General features: G+C 45.6%; 22 protein-coding genes and 1 pseudogene. 13 read left to right on the top strand and 10 right to left on the bottom strand.

All coding sequences use genetic code 11. The features are described 5' to 3' along the window. Positions 1–595: 595 nt before the first annotated feature. The 6 genes from ACE1CM_RS46565 to ACE1CM_RS46540 all read left to right on the top strand — a co-directional run bounded on the left by ACE1CM_RS46565 (position 596) and on the right by ACE1CM_RS46540 (position 5,211). The gene (locus tag ACE1CM_RS46565) at positions 596–1,099 is read left to right on the top strand and encodes a DUF4365 domain-containing protein (protein ID WP_374886436.1); all 504 of its coding nucleotides are present in this window, start codon (positions 596–598) and stop codon (positions 1,097–1,099) included. Further along, positions 1,096–1,638, top strand: coding sequence for a hypothetical protein (locus ACE1CM_RS46560; protein WP_374886435.1), 543 nt, complete (start codon positions 1,096–1,098; stop codon positions 1,636–1,638). Before ACE1CM_RS46565 ends, ACE1CM_RS46560 begins: the two co-directional genes overlap by 4 nt. 142 nt (positions 1,639–1,780) lie before the next feature. Next, on the top strand, positions 1,781–3,289 hold the full coding sequence (locus tag ACE1CM_RS46555; RefSeq protein WP_374886434.1) for an FAD-dependent oxidoreductase: 1,509 nt from the start codon (positions 1,781–1,783) through the stop codon (positions 3,287–3,289). A 386-nt stretch (positions 3,290–3,675) separates the two neighbouring features. Then, the gene (locus ACE1CM_RS46550) at positions 3,676–3,936 is read left to right on the top strand and encodes a hypothetical protein (protein WP_374886433.1); all 261 of its coding nucleotides are present in this window, start codon (positions 3,676–3,678) and stop codon (positions 3,934–3,936) included. Between the two features lie 21 nt (positions 3,937–3,957). Beyond that, positions 3,958–4,242 (top strand): hypothetical protein, encoded by a 285-nt coding sequence (locus ACE1CM_RS46545; RefSeq protein WP_374886432.1) that lies wholly within the window; start codon positions 3,958–3,960, stop codon positions 4,240–4,242. A gap of 72 nt (positions 4,243–4,314) precedes the next feature. After that, a complete protein-coding gene (locus tag ACE1CM_RS46540) occupies positions 4,315–5,211 on the top strand; it encodes a ketose-bisphosphate aldolase (protein ID WP_374886431.1) in 897 nt (298 codons plus the stop codon). A 128-nt stretch (positions 5,212–5,339) separates the two neighbouring features. On the opposite strand, the gene ACE1CM_RS46535 is transcribed toward ACE1CM_RS46540, so the two are convergent. Beyond that, positions 5,340–5,822 (bottom strand): peroxiredoxin, encoded by a 483-nt coding sequence (locus ACE1CM_RS46535; protein ID WP_374886430.1) that lies wholly within the window; start codon positions 5,820–5,822, stop codon positions 5,340–5,342. Positions 5,823–5,938: 116 nt separating this feature from the next. Here ACE1CM_RS46535 and ACE1CM_RS46530 point away from each other — a divergent pair, with 116 nt between their 5' ends. Next, on the top strand, positions 5,939–6,364 hold the full coding sequence (locus ACE1CM_RS46530) for a hypothetical protein (RefSeq protein ID WP_374886429.1): 426 nt from the start codon (positions 5,939–5,941) through the stop codon (positions 6,362–6,364). 696 nt (positions 6,365–7,060) lie between these two features. Here ACE1CM_RS46530 and ACE1CM_RS46525 read toward each other — a convergent pair. The 3 genes from ACE1CM_RS46525 to ACE1CM_RS46515 all read right to left on the bottom strand — a co-directional run bounded on the left by ACE1CM_RS46525 (position 7,061) and on the right by ACE1CM_RS46515 (position 8,455). Beyond that, positions 7,061–7,240, bottom strand: coding sequence for a hypothetical protein (locus ACE1CM_RS46525; RefSeq protein ID WP_374886428.1), 180 nt, complete (start codon positions 7,238–7,240; stop codon positions 7,061–7,063). A 111-nt stretch (positions 7,241–7,351) separates the two neighbouring features. Continuing rightward, entirely contained in the window at positions 7,352–7,669 is a 318-nt protein-coding gene (locus ACE1CM_RS46520) for a hypothetical protein (protein ID WP_374886427.1), read from the bottom strand. A gap of 216 nt (positions 7,670–7,885) precedes the next feature. Then, the gene (locus ACE1CM_RS46515; protein ID WP_374886426.1) at positions 7,886–8,455 is read right to left on the bottom strand and encodes a hypothetical protein; all 570 of its coding nucleotides are present in this window, start codon (positions 8,453–8,455) and stop codon (positions 7,886–7,888) included. Positions 8,456–8,856: 401 nt separating this feature from the next. On the opposite strand from ACE1CM_RS46515, the gene ACE1CM_RS46510 reads away from it, so the two are divergent. Next, the gene (locus ACE1CM_RS46510) at positions 8,857–10,122 is read left to right on the top strand and encodes a GTP cyclohydrolase II (protein WP_374886425.1); all 1,266 of its coding nucleotides are present in this window, start codon (positions 8,857–8,859) and stop codon (positions 10,120–10,122) included. A gap of 108 nt (positions 10,123–10,230) precedes the next feature. On the opposite strand, the gene ACE1CM_RS46505 is transcribed toward ACE1CM_RS46510, so the two are convergent. After that, positions 10,231–10,560: a hypothetical protein gene (locus ACE1CM_RS46505; RefSeq protein WP_374886424.1), complete on the bottom strand. Its 330-nt coding sequence runs from the start codon at positions 10,558–10,560 to the stop codon at positions 10,231–10,233. A 10-nt stretch (positions 10,561–10,570) separates the two neighbouring features. After that, on the bottom strand, positions 10,571–11,077 hold the full coding sequence (locus tag ACE1CM_RS46500; RefSeq protein WP_374886423.1) for a hypothetical protein: 507 nt from the start codon (positions 11,075–11,077) through the stop codon (positions 10,571–10,573). 163 nt (positions 11,078–11,240) lie between these two features. Here ACE1CM_RS46500 and ACE1CM_RS46495 point away from each other — a divergent pair, with 163 nt between their 5' ends. Beyond that, on the top strand, positions 11,241–11,567 hold the full coding sequence (locus ACE1CM_RS46495; RefSeq protein WP_374886422.1) for a hypothetical protein: 327 nt from the start codon (positions 11,241–11,243) through the stop codon (positions 11,565–11,567). 180 nt (positions 11,568–11,747) lie between these two features. Here ACE1CM_RS46495 and ACE1CM_RS46490 read toward each other — a convergent pair whose 3' ends face one another. Next, positions 11,748–12,047: a hypothetical protein gene (locus ACE1CM_RS46490; RefSeq protein ID WP_374886421.1), complete on the bottom strand. Its 300-nt coding sequence runs from the start codon at positions 12,045–12,047 to the stop codon at positions 11,748–11,750. Between the two features lie 127 nt (positions 12,048–12,174). On the opposite strand from ACE1CM_RS46490, the gene ACE1CM_RS46485 reads away from it, so the two are divergent. Next, a complete protein-coding gene (locus ACE1CM_RS46485) occupies positions 12,175–12,504 on the top strand; it encodes a hypothetical protein (protein ID WP_374886420.1) in 330 nt (109 codons plus the stop codon). Between the two features lie 197 nt (positions 12,505–12,701). After that, positions 12,702–12,869, top strand: a complete 168-nt coding sequence (gene psb34 / locus ACE1CM_RS46480) for a photosystem II assembly protein Psb34 (RefSeq protein ID WP_374886419.1) — start codon at positions 12,702–12,704, stop codon at positions 12,867–12,869. A gap of 156 nt (positions 12,870–13,025) precedes the next feature. Here psb34 and ACE1CM_RS46475 read toward each other — a convergent pair whose 3' ends face one another. Next, positions 13,026–14,351 carry an RNA-guided endonuclease InsQ/TnpB family protein gene (locus ACE1CM_RS46475; RefSeq protein WP_374886418.1) on the bottom strand — a complete coding sequence of 442 codons (1,326 nt, stop codon included), beginning with the start codon at positions 14,349–14,351 and terminating at the stop codon, positions 13,026–13,028. A gap of 73 nt (positions 14,352–14,424) precedes the next feature. On the opposite strand from ACE1CM_RS46475, the pseudogene tnpA reads away from it, so the two are divergent. Beyond that, positions 14,425–14,831, top strand: a pseudogene (gene tnpA / locus ACE1CM_RS46470) (IS200/IS605 family transposase). Positions 14,832–14,935: 104 nt separating this feature from the next. Continuing rightward, positions 14,936–15,118 (top strand): hypothetical protein, encoded by a 183-nt coding sequence (locus tag ACE1CM_RS46465; RefSeq protein WP_374886417.1) that lies wholly within the window; start codon positions 14,936–14,938, stop codon positions 15,116–15,118. A gap of 125 nt (positions 15,119–15,243) precedes the next feature. Here ACE1CM_RS46465 and ACE1CM_RS46460 read toward each other — a convergent pair whose 3' ends face one another. Then, positions 15,244–15,867: an RNA-guided endonuclease InsQ/TnpB family protein gene (locus tag ACE1CM_RS46460; RefSeq protein WP_374886416.1), complete on the bottom strand. Its 624-nt coding sequence runs from the start codon at positions 15,865–15,867 to the stop codon at positions 15,244–15,246. Between the two features lie 9 nt (positions 15,868–15,876). After that, the gene (locus ACE1CM_RS46455) at positions 15,877–16,257 is read right to left on the bottom strand and encodes a hypothetical protein (protein ID WP_374886415.1); all 381 of its coding nucleotides are present in this window, start codon (positions 16,255–16,257) and stop codon (positions 15,877–15,879) included. Positions 16,258–16,369: the final 112 nt, after the last annotated feature.

The following is a 16,369-nucleotide window of genomic DNA, read 5'->3' as shown; positions in this document are numbered from 1 at the left end:
CTAACGAGCGGGTTTTGCTGTTAAACCTGTGGGGAGGGTTTAGATACTTACGTGTTTCGACAGAAGATGTGGGTGCGGGGCAAACGGAACTTCGCTGGTATGACCTGCGGGCATGGCAGATGAATTTATAGCTGGGGATTCTGCCATGATATATTCTCCTGTTTTTTTGTTTTTTGGACTGGAAACCAAAAAATCTAGCCACCCCGCAGGCAGCGCTTTCGCAGGGTGGCTAAGGAGAAATGTTAAAATTCTCATTTAGCCTCCAGGCTGGGTCACACAGTTTGGGGGTCAAGCTGTCCATTGCCGTTCCAGCGGCATTGGGCAGCGATACTAGATTTTTGGGTGGACAAGGGTTGCTGTCGTTGAACTCGAGCAACCTTAAACAGAGACGATAGCTCGATTGGGGACAACTGTCAAGATCCCCGTGGCGTTACGTTACCAAAATTTATTGAGTTTAGATTTTAGAGACTATACGGCGTTGAAAAAGCTTGCCGTTACATTTGATGTGATAATTGATGACTTAGTGGAAATTTTAGAAGATTGAGCGATCGCTTCTACCTTCAAATGCTGAGAAACCTGTGGAGGCTGTAGGTTAGTGGACATCAACCAGCAAAAAGAACAGTTTAGCTATGCCTATATCTATGCAGTTGCTTCAACCCCTGGCTATTCTTTCCAGATTGCAGCCAAACCACTAGATTTTGATGGCATTGATATCATTCTTGCTGGTGGTAGTGGGGGTGGAATCATTCGGTATCCCCGCCTTGAACTCCAGGTAAAATGCACCTCTCTCGATTTGGTTAGCAATGACATAATCAGATATCCTCTCCCATTAAAAAACTACAATGAATTGAGGGTAGAGAATGTTCAAACTCCCCGCATCTTGGCGATTGTAGTTGTACCTGATAACCCGGACAACTGGCTAACTCAATCTCGACAGGAACTTTGTCTGAGATATTGTGGCTACTGGGTTTCTTTACGAGGTCAACCTCCAACTCAGAATCAAACTAGCGTCACTATTTCCATACCCCAGCAGAATATCTTTAATGTAGAGGATCTTAAAACCCTAATGCAGCGAATCGAGGCAGGCGAAATCCTATGATAGTCACCGTGCGAGATCCTGAAATTTTGAAGTGCATAGATCCAGAAATTGTGCGTACCTATCTCCAACAACATCACTGGCAAGAAGTGCGACAGATTCAAGATAATGCTTCTATCTGGACTCGTCAGAATCAAATAGGAGAAGATCTGGAGATTCTGCTACCCTTAAAATCCGAATTTTTGGACTTTCCCCGTCGGATGGCTGAAGTTTTGCAAACTCTGGAAATTGCCGAACAGACTTCTCAACTAGAAATTCTCAGCAATCTTTTCACCTGCGCCCCAAATATATCTATCCAAGGCATCGTTACCAACTTGCAAGAATTCACCACAACTGGGAAAGTAACTCTTATGGGTGTTGTTGTGGGAAAGCTGCGGCGAATTCAGCTTGAACTAGCCGAACCTGTCTACGAACTGGCAGTCAAAGCTTATCAAGCTAGGATTCCTATTATCTGTCAAGGGGATTTGCTCAAACAAGGTCGCTCTTTTGTGCTGCAAAACCCCCATCACTTCACTTTGGATTTAGATGCATGGGTGGGGTGACGGAAAGAAACCGGGTTTCTATGAAAAATCGTCGCTTTGTAACTAGAGATATGCCTCCGGCACGCTTGCGCGAACGCAGAAAGAAACCCGGTTTCTCAGAACTGATCGCATTTAAGCTAAATAAAGAATTACTATATCCACAATGTCAGATCAATCGCAAACTCCAAAGGTTGTTGTTATCGGTGCAGGATGGGCAGGTTTGGGCGCCACCTACCACCTCGCTAAACAAGGCTACGATGTTACTCTACTAGAAGCAGGCCCCTATCCAGGCGGTTTAGTCGCCGGTTGGAAAACGGCGGGGGGACGTTCTGTAGAAGCTGGTATTCACGGCTTTTGGTATCCCTACAACAATATCTTTCAACTGGTGCGAGAATTAGGTTTGAGTCCTTTTACACCTTGGACTCGTTCTTCTCAGTATTCTCCCGCAGGTTTGGAAGTGGAATCGCCGATTTTTCAAGATTTGCCGCGACTGCCTTCGCCTCTGGGAACTTTTATTTATACCCAATTCAAGCGGTTACCATTAATCGATCGCCTTTCTGCTTTACCTTTACTCTACGCTGTGGTTGATTTTGATAATTCCGATGCAGCTTGGCGACGCTATGATGGCGTAACTGCCCGCGAATTATTCAAACAATTTGGCGTTTCTGCAAGACTTTACCGCGAGTCTTTTGAACCGATGTTGTTAGTCGGTTTATTTGCCCCAGGGGAACAATGTTCTGCCGCTGCTACTTTGGGAATGCTTTACTTTTTTATCCTGGCGCATCAACCTGATTTTGATGTGGTTTGGTGTCGCGGAACTGTAGGCGAAAAAATCTTTCGTCCTTGGGTAGAACAAATTGAAAAAGCCGGGGGTAAGGTGGCAACAAATCGCCGCGTCAGCGATTTAATTGTTGATAACAATCGCGTCACTGGCGTTGTCTGCGGGGATGAAACTTTCGACGCCGATGCGGTGATTTTTGCGGTTGGCGTGACTGGGATGCAGAAAATTATCTCCGGCAGTCCTAGCTTGCAAAAACGCCAGGAATTTCGCGACGTAATGAATTTGGGCGCGGTTGATGTTTTGGCTACCCGGTTGTGGTTTGACCGCAAAATAGATATTCCTTTGCCTTCTAATGCTTGTTTTGGGTTTAATCCCACTACAGGATGGACGTTTTTCGATCTGAATGCGCTGCACGATGAATTTCGCGATGAACCGGGTACGGTTATCGAAGCGGATTTCTATCACGCAAATCAATTTTTGCCTTTAAGCGATGCAGAAATTGTGCCGATTGTGCAGCGGGATTTAGCCACCTGCGTTCCGGCTTTTGCCAAAGCAAAAGTTATCGATAGCAGCGTGATTCGATTGCCTCGTGCGGTGACCCATTTTGCACCGGGTAGCTATCAGTATATGCTGCCTGCGGTGACGAGTTTTGAAAATGCCTTTATGAGTGGGGATTGGATTATTAACCGTCACGGTTCTTGGTCGCAAGAAAAGGCTTATGTGACTGGGTTAGAAGCAGCGAATTTAGTTATCGATCGCTTGCAGCAGGGAAGTAAAGCAGAAATTATCCCTGTGGAGGCGGATGAATTGCACATTCAGATGGCGCGATCGCTTAACCAATCGGTACGCAATAGTCTGAAACCTTTGTTACCAAATTTCTGGTTGCCTTGAGCGGTAGGGGCGCGCATCTGTGCGCCTCTTCTGACTACTGGGGAACCATCCCACCCCTGCCTCATCCCCAATACCCGCGGCGCCCAAGCGCCTACTACGAACGGGCGCGAGCGCCTGATTTTAATATTAATTATCATATATTAAATATCTGACACAAAAAATATTGACTTTTAATAAGATTTCTTCGTTTTTTAGCAAATTTCTGTGAATAATCTGGTCATAAGAGCCGGAGATTCAATCAGGACTTACGCACTACGAGCTTAGAAACCCGGTTTCTTTGCCTCTGGTTCGCTGCCAACAGCCTGATTCTGGTTTTACATCGGGTACTGACGCTTGCCAGAATTGATGCATCTGTTATATGATTTAAATCACAGGGAGAAATTGATTTGAGTCACAGGCTTCAGCCGCCTCAGCTCACAAAATCGACCGGAAGCGATCGCACTCAACCAGAGATAGCGATCGCAAATTGCCAGCGAGTTGGATCGCAACTAGGGCCGGGATTTTCCTGGATATTTAACATGATTGGACTTCTTGTGAAGATACCTGGAACGGGTGAAACTCTAGTAAAAATACGTTGTTTAGCTAGAAATAAACACCTATACTTTATCCTCTCCAGAAGTTCACTCCCTAGTTTTCCCATTTATTGATGGATTTAAAACGCCAGAACTATGTTGTTAACTAGCCAAAGAGAATCCTTGGAACAATCTTCTCCCTACAAAGCCGACATTGAGCAAATTCCTGGAGGCTATAAAGGCTGGTCGATCACTACAAAACTGATTAACGGCAAACTATGGTTGCGCTGGCAACACCCAAAAGAAAACTTGCCTCGCTACGGCTGTCTCGTCGGCGAAAACGGTTTGAATGCAACCATCGACCACGTCAGAATGATGATTGACCTGATGATTAAGTTAGAGTCAGAAGTCCAAAAACAAAAACATCTCCAACAATGGTAGAAAAGCAACAAGATCGCTGCTATCTTGAGCCACTGGCAATTCTAAAATAAGGTATCTATCGGGATAGCAATTATGCTGAGTTCTACGCTGGAACTATTGGAAACAGCCCGCCGCAATGTCTACGCCATCGGCGCGTTTAATGTCTATAACTTAGAAGGGGTAAAGGCAGTTATAGGGGCGGCAGAGGCGCACCAAAGTCCAGCCATGTTGCAACTTCACCCCAGTTCGCTCAAGTCTGGCGGATCTCCTCTGGTCGCGCTTTGTTTGGAAGCAGCGCGCGCCGCCACAGTACCTATATCAGTTCACTTAGATCACAGTACTGACGCTGCGGCAATCAAAACGGCTCTGCAAGCGGGGATGAATTCGATTATGGCAGATGGTTCTCATTTACCTTATAGTGAGAACTTAGCATTTACAAAAGAAATGACCGAGTTAGCCCATACTTATGGGGCAGCAGTTGAAGCAGAAATTGGCAGAATTAGCGGCACAGAAGATGGTTTAAGCATCGCCGAAAAAGAAGCAAAAATGACCGATCCTGTTCAAGCGGTTGAATTTGTAGCGGCAACACGGGTGGATGCTTTAGCCGTTACAATTGGTAACGTGCATGGGGAATATCGCAGCGAACCCAGATTAGATTTTGACCGACTGGCAAAAATTCGCAAGTTGATTAGCATTCCGTTAGTATTACACGGCGCTTCCGGTTTACCTGCGTCGATGATTAGTAAATCGATACAATTGGGCGTATCCAAGTTTAACGTCAATACTGAAGTACGTCAGGCTTATTTGCGGTCTTTAAAAGAACAGTTGGGTTCGCCTAAAACTCCCGATTTACTCGATTTAACTCAAGAAGCAATTGCATCGATGCAAGCGGTAGTTGCAGAAAAGTTGCAACTATTCGGATCGGTAGGCAAAGCGCACCTGCATCAATCTCCCTACGCCCAGATGCTAGCGCGACTAATTGCAAATTGATGAAGATTGCAGATTGCAGATTTAAGATTGCAGATTTAAGAAGAAAATAACGCTTTAAATCTGCCATCTAAAATTTCAAATCTGAAATCAAATCTATCTGCAATCTTCAATCTCAAATCTGAAATTAACTACAGTCTTTCTAGAACGGCTTCAGCTTTGCTGATTTCAAATGTTTTAGGTGGATCGATTTGTAGGGATTTGACGACACCATCTTCAACTATCATGGCATAGCGTTGCGATCGCACGCCCAAACCCTTGCCGCGCAAGTCTAATTCTAACCCCAGAGCCTTGGTAAATTCACCGTCACCGTCGGCAAGCATCATTATTTTATCGCCGACATTCTGATTTTTTCCCCAAGCATCCATGACAAAAACATCATTAACGGCAATACAGGCGATCGTATTGACACCTCTAGCTTTAATTTCATCGGCATAGGTAATAAAACCCGGCAAATGCTGTTCGGAACATGTGGGCGTAAATGCACCAGGGACTGCAAACAAGACCACTTTTTTCCCTTTGAATAGTTCGTCGGTGGATATTGTTTGACGCCCCTCACTCGTCATCGTTAACAAATTAACCGATGGAATTTTATCGCCGACTTGAATAGTCATATTCTCTCCCTCTTGACGCGAGCAGTCTCTCCATATTGTCTCACTCAAGTTGACGCGGCGAGTCAGCAACTTCAATAAGTTGATAAAGTAGACATGGCTCTAGAGGAGATAGGACTGTGAGCAATCTGGGTAAAAAAAGATTAGAAGCTGCCTTAGCAATTGCCGGTTACGCAGTTGGTAGCGGTACCGCCTCCGCTGCACCAACTCCCGGTATAGAAGTTCCCAAACACTTAGTTTTAACCGCTTCTGATGTGCTAATGTATACCACTATCTGGAAAATCTATTTTGAGGAAGATTTAACCAGAAAGGCGCTTTTAGAAATGCTGGCAGAGATAGGTTTAGTCACAGTTGCGGCAACGGGAACGGCTTATATTGTTTCTAAAGCAAGCACAGCAATATTGTGTGAAATTACAGATTGGTTTGGACCAATGGGATGGGGAGTTTCAGCTGCAATCGCCGCTTCCCTCACGGGTATATTTGGCGCTGCATGGGCGCTATATTGCGATGATCTTTACGCTCAAAAACAACCATCTCCAGCTTAATTCTAGTTCCCAGGCTCCTGCCTGGGAACGTTAAAACGAGGCTCTGCCTCATATCGTGTCCGCTTGAATACCGATAGTTAGGACTGAGGCGGTGACAAGGGAGAGCGGTGATGCTCTGAGTTTTAATTATGGGTGATTTGCCTGACAAAATATCATTTGATCAAAAAGCGTTAGGGTTAGAAAATTTTGGCTATGAGCAAATAGTTTTGTGAAAAAAAACAGCCTGGGGAAAGCCACCAGACTGCATAAATCGACCGCTTGATATCGCTTCCTTTTACTCAGATCTTGCACCTGCTCATTAACCCGCGAGATAATAAATTCACGGGCTTTTAGGTAAAGTCCTCCTAAGAAACTTCCAGGGGAGCAGAGTAGCTCCAGGAGCAGGGGAGAAAGAGTTTCTTCGATCGCTAACGGGCGCGAGCGCCTCCGTGAACCGCTCTCAAGAGGATTAAGCTGCTACGCACCTAATTTGAGAGTCAAATTTTCCCTTCTTCTTGTGGGGTGGGCATCTTGCCCGCCTCTTTATTGGATTTAAATGCGTAGCAGCTTAAACACTTCTTCAAACGGAATTTCAGTCCATTTTAATGGACTTGATCTGTTAGTCCGGAAATTTATTTCCCCACGGGTCGGTGGAAAGGTGCAAGATGTGAGTTTAGGTACTCATAGTCAAGGCTAACGCTCTGACGCGGAGAACTTTTACCGTGACTGCATAAACGGAATTGATATGAGATATACCGCGGACGCTGCAAATTGAGTAGCACCAGCTAACACAAGTTGCTGATTTTCTGCCGCTTGTGCTTCAGCATCGGCAACCATGTCTCTCAATTGTTCTGCGGCGGCTGCAAATTGAGTAGCACCAGCTAAGCTGCTACGCATTTAAATCCAATAAAGAGGCGGGCAAGATGCCCACCCCACAAGAAGAAGGGAAAATTTGACTCTCAAATTAGGTGCGTAGCAGCTTAACACAAGTTGCTGATTTTCTGCCGTTTATGCTTCAGCATCAGCAACCATTCGTGTCAATTGTTGTAGAGTTTTGGGTAAATAACTCTTTGTCTCGATTTGCTCCGGATCGACATGGTAATTTAATACACTTTCTTCAATCAGAGATGTAATTTCAACTGGGGTCTTGTCTGGGTGATAAAGGACAAGCATAATGCCCGTTAGTGTATTGACAGAGACATCGTTTATTTCCGCCTTCTCTAGAAGAGATCGCTCCAGGTATGTTTTTAAAGACTGGGAGCTGTAAAGTCGATCAATTTGATATATCGCTCTGCCTTTGACGGCAGTATATATGGCTTGTATCATCAGAATTTCTCCTTGTTAGTAGTGACCCTGAAAAACTGCCCTGAAGTAAATTGATACGCCTTTATAGTTAGTGCGGGTTTGTTAGTAACCCAAGTTGCTAGTTATAAACAAGGGCGTTGCTAATTGCTAATATAGGATTTTTACCCAGATTAGCCATTAGCCATTAGCTGCTATGCATGAGATAACTAGCAACTTGCGTTAGTATCTCTGTTTTGGCTAGGGAGTTTCGCCTGCTAAGCTAGTTTTAGTTTGCCAGTTTGCGCTCTTGTAACTCGGTTTCATCAAGGCGTCGAAGGCATACCAAGTCAAGAGATACCAAGGTAACTCCTCGATTTGAAACCCTTTATCGAACCACTGTCGGATGGTAAGCACGCCCAATCCCAGCATTAGTAGCAACCGCAGATCTGTAGCGCTGCATGGGGAGGATATCAAAGCTACTTTTGATCTGTCTTGCGTAGCATGGGTAGGGACAGCTTTGCCATTAAATTGTGCCTGCTTGTCCTCAACTAGCTCAGTCATTGTTTTTGCCATTGCCTCGAATTGCGCTTGCTTTTCGGCAACTAGCTCGGCAATTACCTCAGCCATTAGATTCTCTATTACCTGTCCAGCTTCTGCAACCGCTTCTTTACACCTTTCGGAAAGCGCTATTTCCTGTTGGCTAGTTTCTGTCTCTAAAGGTTGATTCGCCGCTTCTGCAAACGCAAGAACCCTTTTTGTAAAGATTTGCGCTGCAAATTCCTCAAAGATTCCAGAGAATCCCTGTTTTCCGTCTAATTTGGGATCCATTTTTTAACTTCCCTCTTAAGACGTAGACTGTATGAGCATAATTCAATCCAATTACCAGCGCAATCAATCTAAAGATAGAAGCAAATATTGTAGCGATCGCCACATTGGTTTGTTACAAATCAAAAAATTGTAGCGTTTGTAACCTTATTCTATCCACGCGATCGCTAACTCTATACTTTTCCTGTCGAGCCACCCCAAAATAGCTTTGTGCAAGAAAAAAACAGCCTGGGTAACGCACCAGGCTGCTGGGGTTGTACTTTTACGATACAAATGTACTATAAAAATGGCAAAATGTGAAAGCAGACACAATTTTTGATTTACCGCCAGGGCGATCGCTGCAAAAGATTTGGCATACTTGACAAATTGAGATCGTCATCGGTGCATTTTCTGGAGAACTTGATATGCAACAGCCAACATCAGTCTCTAAGCACAAGCATATTGTTTTAACTTCCCACCCTGGCAGATCCGGGGCGAAACCGATACCGATTCGTTGGGGCGAGATCGACCCGCTGCAACGGGGGCCGATAATAGGGACATTGGGAAACGCTGCCCATCGCAACGCGATTGGCACCCATTCAGGTTCCTATGCAGTGTATCGGGCGCTAGCGATCGCCTCTGGAAGCCTTCAAAGCGATCATCGGGCAGATTTGACCAATACCGCCCCCGTTGTCCAAATTGGGCCATATCCAAGTTGGTTCGATCCGCAAAAAATTGTTTCCCTCGATCCGTTTGGGGCGATGGTAGAAGAAGCATACGCCGAGTATTACGAACAAGGATACGATATTCGCCCCACGATCGCGATTACCAAAGCGCACATTACCATGCCCGAACTGCAAGATTGCATTGCCAAAGGGCGCTTGCAAGTTGACGGGGAGATCTTAAAAAGTAACGGTAGCTTGGTGGTAACAAAAGCTGCAATAGATCCAGTTTGGTACTTACCCGGAATTGCCCAGCGACTGGGCGTAAAAGAAAGCGATTTGCGCCGCATTCTATTTCAGCAAACGGGGGGAATGTTCCCCGAACTGGTAACGCGCCCGGATTTGCACGCTTTCTTACCCCCCATCGGTGGAACTACGGTTTATATCATTGGGGATGTAGCAGCTATTACAGACACCACCAAACCGCTAGCCGTGCGAGTCCACGATGAGTGCAACGGTTCAGATGTGTTTGGGTCGGATATTTGCACCTGTCGTCCTTATTTAGTGCATGGAATTGAAGTTTGCATCCAGACTGCACAAGCAGGGGGTGCGGGTGTAATCGTATACTTGCGAAAAGAAGGAAGGGCATTAGGGGAAGTCACCAAATTTTTGGTTTACAATGCCCGCAAGCGCCAGGAAGGAGGCGATCGCGCCGATGCCTACTTCACCCGCACCGAATGCGTCGCCGGGGTGCAAGATATGCGCTTCCAAGAATTAATGCCAGATATACTGCACTGGTTGGGAATTACTCGCATCGATCGCTTAGTGTCGATGAGCGATATGAAGTATAACGCGATCGTCAATTCTGGAATTGAAGTCATCGAACGCATTCCCATTCCAGAAGATTGGATTCCCGCCGATGCACAGGTAGAAATTGCTGCCAAGAAAGCGGCAGGTTATTACACGCCTGAAAAAGTGCCAGATGCTGCAATGTTGGCAGAAATTAAAGGTAGAAATTTGACAGATTAGCATCTGAATCATTAGTAGGGTCACAGCAAGAGAGGAAGTTTGTGCTGGCGACAAAGCTTATTGATGCCGTGCCCCTACAATAACTTGGTTGAACCCTAACGTTTGTTTCTAACCAAGCGCCTTCGCAATTTCAGCGCCTAAACTCGCCAGCGTTCTTTCCCTGACAAAATCAGCCGCCGATCGTGCAGATTCGGCAAGAATAGTATCTGTATTTGGCGTCAGTTTCAATGCTCCCCCCAAATAACCTAAAGCCTTGCAATAGGAATCAGATAGGTTAGTTGCTGCCAATCGTTTCACCACCTGATGATCGCCCCGATGGAAAGCACTCATCGCTTCTCTGTGTAAATCGGTTTCAGGTTCGCCCAGCGCTGACAAAATCGCTTCAACAGCTTTATTTACCCGCTCTGAGTTAAGTTCGGTATTAATTGTTGCAGTCATAATTTTGCTCCTATTTGAACTTACACTTGTGGTCGCGATCGATCTGCGGCTGATATGTGATTTCCCAATGGTCATTGAGGTGCTTCACGATCATCCGACTAATCACTTGAATCATCGATCCGCCATCCACAATCCTTGCTACTTTTAGCAGCACATAATTGTAAGCGGACAAGCCAATTGTGTTGTAGGTACGCTTGTAACCGGGGTCTGTGGGAATTGGCTCAATAGGATCGATAGGAGAAACACCAAACCCAGGTCTACCCTGCTGGTATCGTGGCAAGTCTTCTTCTGGGCCATCGCGCAGAGTCTTAAAATACTCTTCTTCGCTCATGCCGCGATACTGTGCATCAAGGATACCGGCCTTGGCGTAAAACTCTCCGTCGCGGTGGAAAAACCCGTGCAAACATTGCTTAACAATGGTTGACTTGTTCCATCCCAGCTCATCGCAAGCCAGCATGAGTTTTTCCCAGGTAGGGTCGTCTGCAAATATATAGTTGATCCGGATCTCGCGAATCATGAAAAGTCATCGTTTACTAATAATAGAAATTTTATCACATGATTAGAACTTTTATGCTATAGTATGTCATCAATAAATATAAGTGCGTCCCCGCCCTGTGTTCGCTGCACTAGGCGGAGACTTCCACCCCGATAGAGTTGTCCTATAGGAGGGCAGAATTATCATGACAAATTTTGGGATCTGGTGGGGAACGACAGTAAGTTTCCCGCCGCAATTCGTTTACGCGCAAACTCAGGGCTTCGTGCCTGGGTTTGGCGACACTTTACCCTCGGTCATTCCGTATGCGGACACCCTACCAGCCCCGACAGGGGATTACGAGCTTGTGAGGGTAATGGTTTTTGGTTCCCACTACGGCGTTAACTACACCATTCGTTGGCTTTACAAGCTCAATTTCGCTCAGATCAGCGAATGGAGTTTCCTCATGCCTGCTCCGAATGGGGAAGTCATGAGCATTCTGACCAAGCGAATCCCGCTCAATCGCACTATCTGATTGGTCTTGGTTAAAACCTGGTAACGACTTTGTAGCAACGCTGGCGATAGTCTCAGAAAGTATCGACTGGTGGCGATATGCCAAGAGCTAGCCGCGCGAAGACACAAACCGCCCCAGGGGTGGGGCGGCTTTTTTTATTGGGCTGGTGAGCGTTCGCGCAGCCTGCCTAAAGGCGTATCGCTATTCGTTACCGTCTTCTCTTACCAGCTGGTTGAAAAGCTCCTCTGGAGTTATTCGCAGTCGGTTGGCTTCTACAATTAACCGCTGCTCGTCTTCGTGCCACGATCGCAAAACATGGTCTGTCATCGCTTGTTGCCCATTGCCTCCTATCGAACGATTTTTGAGCTTGCAGCCTACTTTGAACTTGGCGTAGTCCAAGGTTGATAGAGGTGCAGTCTGAATTCTGGTGTTTGGAAAGTTGGGCAAGTTGATTTTGGTGTAATCCAGGGAGGAGTTTTTGAAACTTACTGGTTCATTCATGGTTTAATAGTAGGTTATAGGTGGTTTATTGGTGAATTACCTGCTAGGATACCAAAAAGCGATCGCACCACGCCTGGACAGCTAAATGCGATCGCCACCTACAAGAGATAAATCAAGAGGTACATTAATGATGACAAACTTTGGCATCGCGTGGGGAACGGTACTAAGTTCCCCGCCGCAATTCGTTTACGCGCACACTCAGGGCTTTGTACCTGGAGAAGGCGATACTTTGCCGTCGGTGATTCCTGGTGTGGACAAACAGCCAGTTCCCTCTGATGGCTATGAAGTTGTCAGGGTAATGGTTTTCGGTTCGCACTACGGGGTTACCTACACGATTCGTTGGCTTTACAAGCTCCAGTTCGCCTTTGTCAGCGATTGGAGTTTTCTTATGCCTGCTCCCAATGGGGAAGTCATGAGCATCGTCACCAAGCGAATTCCGCTCCATCGCACTACGTAAGAGACTGACCAAAATCTGGAAAGCATCACAGTGTAATGGTTCTAAACGGAGGTTGCCCCCTGGGGGCAACCTCTGTTTAGCTAAGCCTATGGTTGCTCAAAGCAAGACTCATAGCACAAGCACGTCAATCCATTGACGCTTACCCCAAAAATCGTTACATTAATTTACATAAGTTAACAGATAGCAGAGAGCAAACTATGTACACCAGTAACAACGAAGGTCTTCTCAACAACTACGCTGCTGAACCCGCTATGTATTATGCTGAATACCCCTCAACCGAACAGCAGCAACGCTATGCTTTTCAAGGTGCTGCCGCGATTCTCCTCGTTTCGTTGTTGGTTTTGACTGCATTCGGCGTCAGCTAGGAATATAAGAGTTTTCACCAGAGTTAACAACGTCACTCATTGAATTTCTCCCTATTGTTTGAACCCCAGCCTGCAAGCTGGGGCTTTTTCTGTTTGATGTAGGATTAAAGACACAGAAGCGCATCTAGTTAATATGTCATCTTGACACTCCCCGCACTAAAGTGACGGGGATTCTGCGGACAAAGTAAACTGAGGTAGCGCCCACAGTCTAACTCTCGCTACGGTCGCCAAAGACCGTCTACCCAGTCGGCTTAGATCGATGCCTAGCTTTCTGGCTACTTTGCTCATTATGTTTGCAGCACCGTTCAAGTCTGCATTAACAAGTGAGCCATTTTTGCTTTTGTACAATCCGCGCTTTGTTCTTCTACCAGACGCTTTCCACCCATCCGGTTTTTCGCCGTATTTGGGTAGGGAGTCACCATCTAAGTAGCTCGCTTTGCTCGTGTAAGACTCTTCAGTCATCACGAGCTTAATGCCATGCAAATTGCACAGTTGCTCAATTCTATCTTTGAGTTTTCCTAATGGGATCTGAACAAATTTTTGATTGTTCAGCTTACCCATGTCACAAGAACACTTAAAGCCTTCGTTCCAGCCTAATACAATTGTTTCGATACCGTACTTGAGGCAGTGATTAACGATTATCCTGGCAGCTTTGTTTATGCCATCTCTCATCCTGTGATTGCGTTTGCGGGTCACACGATCAAGCCATGCATCCCAGTATCCTTGAGGCTTGCCTTCTTTTCGGGTTGCCACTTGTTTGTTCCAATACTGATTAAATGCTTTCATTGCACGAGCATCAATCAGAAAGGAATTTCCTAATGTGTCAACACAGGCTGCAAGATTATCAGCCGTCCCAAGGTCAATCGACAACGCCTGATTGTCAAGCCCCAAAAAGGTTTCTTGGCTTTTCACTTCGTAAGATGCTTCCAGGTAAAATGCACCATTTTTAGGCATAATTGTCCATTCTTTGACGACCGCTAAATCTAGGTTTGTTGGTACTGGAAGCTTAAAGCTGTCGAGACCAAACCATCGTTTTACTGTTAAACCAAGAGAAAACTGAAGCTGACCATCAACTACTTTTGGTTTCTGTCCCCCAGAATTGGGGTAGGCTATTTTAAACAACTTCGTTCCTTTGAGGTAACTTGGTGGTTTCGGTTTGTCAGGCAATTGCCCTTTAAACCAAAGTTCACGCAGTTCCTTGTAAGATTTAAACGCTTCTGCAACACTCAACAAAGTTTGTTGTGCTGGCCTTGAAGGCATTGACTGAGCAATTTTGCTTTTGCTCACTGTTGGCTCATACACTAAGTCAAACTTTCCCGTTATAAGTTTGCCCATCTTAAAGAAAGTTTGTCGGGCAAAATACACGCCATTGTTGTACAACTTTCCGGACTGTTCGCACAAGTACTGAAGTATTGCTTTTGTTTCTCTATCAGGATGCAACAGCATTTGCTGTACACCCATTTGTTTTTTGGTTTTAGCCATTCCGACCTTTTTGGACGTTGTTGCTTGCTTTATTGTAGTCTACAATAAGAACAACAGTCAATCCGGAATGTTAATGCGAAAAAATTCATACGAGTCCAGGCACTACAATCACGCTATTGGTTTATGCGTGGTTCATTTAGTCTGGATACCAAAACGGCGCAAAAAAGTACTTGTGGGGAAGATTCGAGATAGAATTTACGAAATATTTTCTGAAGATATTCCACTGAAAAGGGCTGGCACATTAGAGCGCTAGAGGTTGCCTCCGACCATATTCATCTTTTTGTTGAGATTCATCCAACAGATGCTATCTTTCAAGTGGCAAAAGCTTTCAAGGGACGGTCGGCTAACTATCTTAGAAAAGAGTTTCCGGAACTCCAAAAGCTTCCTTCTTTGTGGACTAACAGTTACTTCTTTTCAACGGCAGGTAACGTCAGGGCCGAAACAATTCAAAGGTATATTAATGACCCACATCACGGCTGAATATTGGAGGCGGTTAAAACCGCTTCCGTGCGTTCCTCTCCGGTCTAAAGACACGGAGTTTCCCGCATCGGAGGTGTTCTTATGACAAATTAGTTAAAGTATTTATGGCAAACCTTTCCCCGCACGTCGCTGCCTGCGAACAACTGCTGGAAGCGCTTGAACCCAAGCCAGAAATAGTCGTTGAAACCATCGACACACCAGAGCGCCTTGAAGAACTCTGGCGAATCTTAAGCGTTGCTTACGGAAATTGCAGTTTAACCACAGTGTTACGAACCAGGGGGTTTTAGTGCATCCAAAAGAGTTCGTTGCAAAATGGCTCCTGACTCGCCAAGAGCTTGCCCAAGTGAACTACCTACACTGCCCTAACGGGCGCGACGTTTCGGGGGGAAGCTTCCCCCCGAAAGCTCGCTTGTCAGTGTAGGCTTCTGGGACGCATTAACGTTTCCAGAATTTCCTTCGAGGTACTGTTAGTAGTAGAATCAACCACTACAGGATTCCCTTTACGGCGTTTTATCGTGGGGAAAAGTCCCAACCCCACGCGCTTTATGTTGATAGATGCATTCACATCGCGGTCAACATAAAGTGATTCTTTTTTGTCCCAATATTCGCGTATACCGCAGTCGGTAAAAACAAATTCATCGCGATATGCAAGCAGTTGCGAAGTATACGCGGGATTGACAGCAATCGTCCTAGCCCCAGCTTTTGAAGCTATGTATTCTAGGATAGAGAAAAACTGTCCAAACCCAGCATCATTCCAAGATTTATTCAACCTGGTTTTGGCTGATTGACCGTTGGGTAAATATTTGCCATTATCATCCTGTTTTGCCTTATTTCGTTTTGACAAAGATTTGAGATTTAAGTCTTCATGTACAAAGACTTTTTTGCCAGTTCGCACCAATGCATGAGCCGTTTTAAATGCGTGGTCGCGCCGGGAACGGGCAATGCCCTGATGAACCCTTGCTTCCCGTTTTGCCAACTTGCGGCGTGCCCTACTACCTTTCTTTTTGGCGGCTTTGCGCTTGGAGATGCGCGCCAAACGTTCTTCCTACTTTCTGAAGTATTTTAATGCTGGCAGCTTCTCGTTTTCCGAGGTTGCCAGATAATCTTCCTCATGAAGGACAGCATCCAATCCCAATGTGTTATTCCAGCTTGGAATTATTTCATCAAGATTAAAAGCGGGTACGCTGGAATCTTCCAAGCAGATGGTGATATACCATCCGTCTGCCTTGCTTGTTAGCAAAACATTTTTAAGTTTAAATCCAGAAATTATTGCGCGATGCAATCGCACCTTTACCCATCCTTTTAGTTTTGAGATGGATATAAATAACCAATTTTTCTCTATGCGCTCAACGGTTACAGCTTGTCCCTCTATCTTTAAACTGCGGTAACGTGCGGCATTCTTGTCGGGTAAGAGAGGATACGTCACCGTACCTCTCTCCCCTCAGAACCGGACGTGACAGTTCCCCATCATCCGGCTCAAGCTCCCTTGTACACAGGTTGCTTCCCACTATGCAGGTGTCTGTGGCATTCTTTGTGGA

Source organism: Microseira sp. BLCC-F43, assembly GCF_041929235.1.
Lineage (GTDB): Bacteria > Cyanobacteriota > Cyanobacteriia > Cyanobacteriales > Aerosakkonemataceae > Microseira.
The sequence above is the reverse complement of the archived record's forward strand: the minus strand, read 5'-3'. Positions and strand labels throughout refer to the sequence as shown.

Excerpts from the sequence above, each read along its gene's own strand:
- ACE1CM_RS46515 (WP_374886426.1), bottom strand. The coding sequence starts at position 8,455 with ATGGATCCCAAATTAGACGGAAAACAGGGATTCTCTGGAATCTTTGAG.
- ACE1CM_RS46490 (WP_374886421.1), bottom strand. The coding sequence starts at position 12,047 with ATGAATGAACCAGTAAGTTTCAAAAACTCCTCCCTGGATTACACCAAA.
- ACE1CM_RS46500 (WP_374886423.1), bottom strand. The coding sequence starts at position 11,077 with ATGATTCGCGAGATCCGGATCAACTATATATTTGCAGACGACCCTACC.
- ACE1CM_RS46495 (WP_374886422.1), top strand. The coding sequence starts at position 11,241 with ATGACAAATTTTGGGATCTGGTGGGGAACGACAGTAAGTTTCCCGCCG.
- ACE1CM_RS46510 (WP_374886425.1), top strand. The coding sequence starts at position 8,857 with ATGCAACAGCCAACATCAGTCTCTAAGCACAAGCATATTGTTTTAACT.
- ACE1CM_RS46555 (WP_374886434.1), top strand. The coding sequence starts at position 1,781 with ATGTCAGATCAATCGCAAACTCCAAAGGTTGTTGTTATCGGTGCAGGA.
- ACE1CM_RS46540 (WP_374886431.1), top strand. The coding sequence starts at position 4,315 with ATGCTGAGTTCTACGCTGGAACTATTGGAAACAGCCCGCCGCAATGTC.
- ACE1CM_RS46505 (WP_374886424.1), bottom strand. The coding sequence starts at position 10,560 with ATGACTGCAACAATTAATACCGAACTTAACTCAGAGCGGGTAAATAAA.
- ACE1CM_RS46465 (WP_374886417.1), top strand. The coding sequence starts at position 14,936 with ATGGCAAACCTTTCCCCGCACGTCGCTGCCTGCGAACAACTGCTGGAA.
- ACE1CM_RS46520 (WP_374886427.1), bottom strand. The coding sequence starts at position 7,669 with ATGATACAAGCCATATATACTGCCGTCAAAGGCAGAGCGATATATCAA.
- ACE1CM_RS46545 (WP_374886432.1), top strand. The coding sequence starts at position 3,958 with ATGTTGTTAACTAGCCAAAGAGAATCCTTGGAACAATCTTCTCCCTAC.
- ACE1CM_RS46525 (WP_374886428.1), bottom strand. The coding sequence starts at position 7,240 with ATGCGTAGCAGCTTAGCTGGTGCTACTCAATTTGCAGCCGCCGCAGAA.
- ACE1CM_RS46535 (WP_374886430.1), bottom strand. The coding sequence starts at position 5,822 with ATGACTATTCAAGTCGGCGATAAAATTCCATCGGTTAATTTGTTAACG.
- ACE1CM_RS46485 (WP_374886420.1), top strand. The coding sequence starts at position 12,175 with ATGATGACAAACTTTGGCATCGCGTGGGGAACGGTACTAAGTTCCCCG.
- ACE1CM_RS46560 (WP_374886435.1), top strand. The coding sequence starts at position 1,096 with ATGATAGTCACCGTGCGAGATCCTGAAATTTTGAAGTGCATAGATCCA.
- ACE1CM_RS46475 (WP_374886418.1), bottom strand. The coding sequence starts at position 14,351 with ATGGCTAAAACCAAAAAACAAATGGGTGTACAGCAAATGCTGTTGCAT.
- psb34 (WP_374886419.1), top strand. The coding sequence starts at position 12,702 with ATGTACACCAGTAACAACGAAGGTCTTCTCAACAACTACGCTGCTGAA.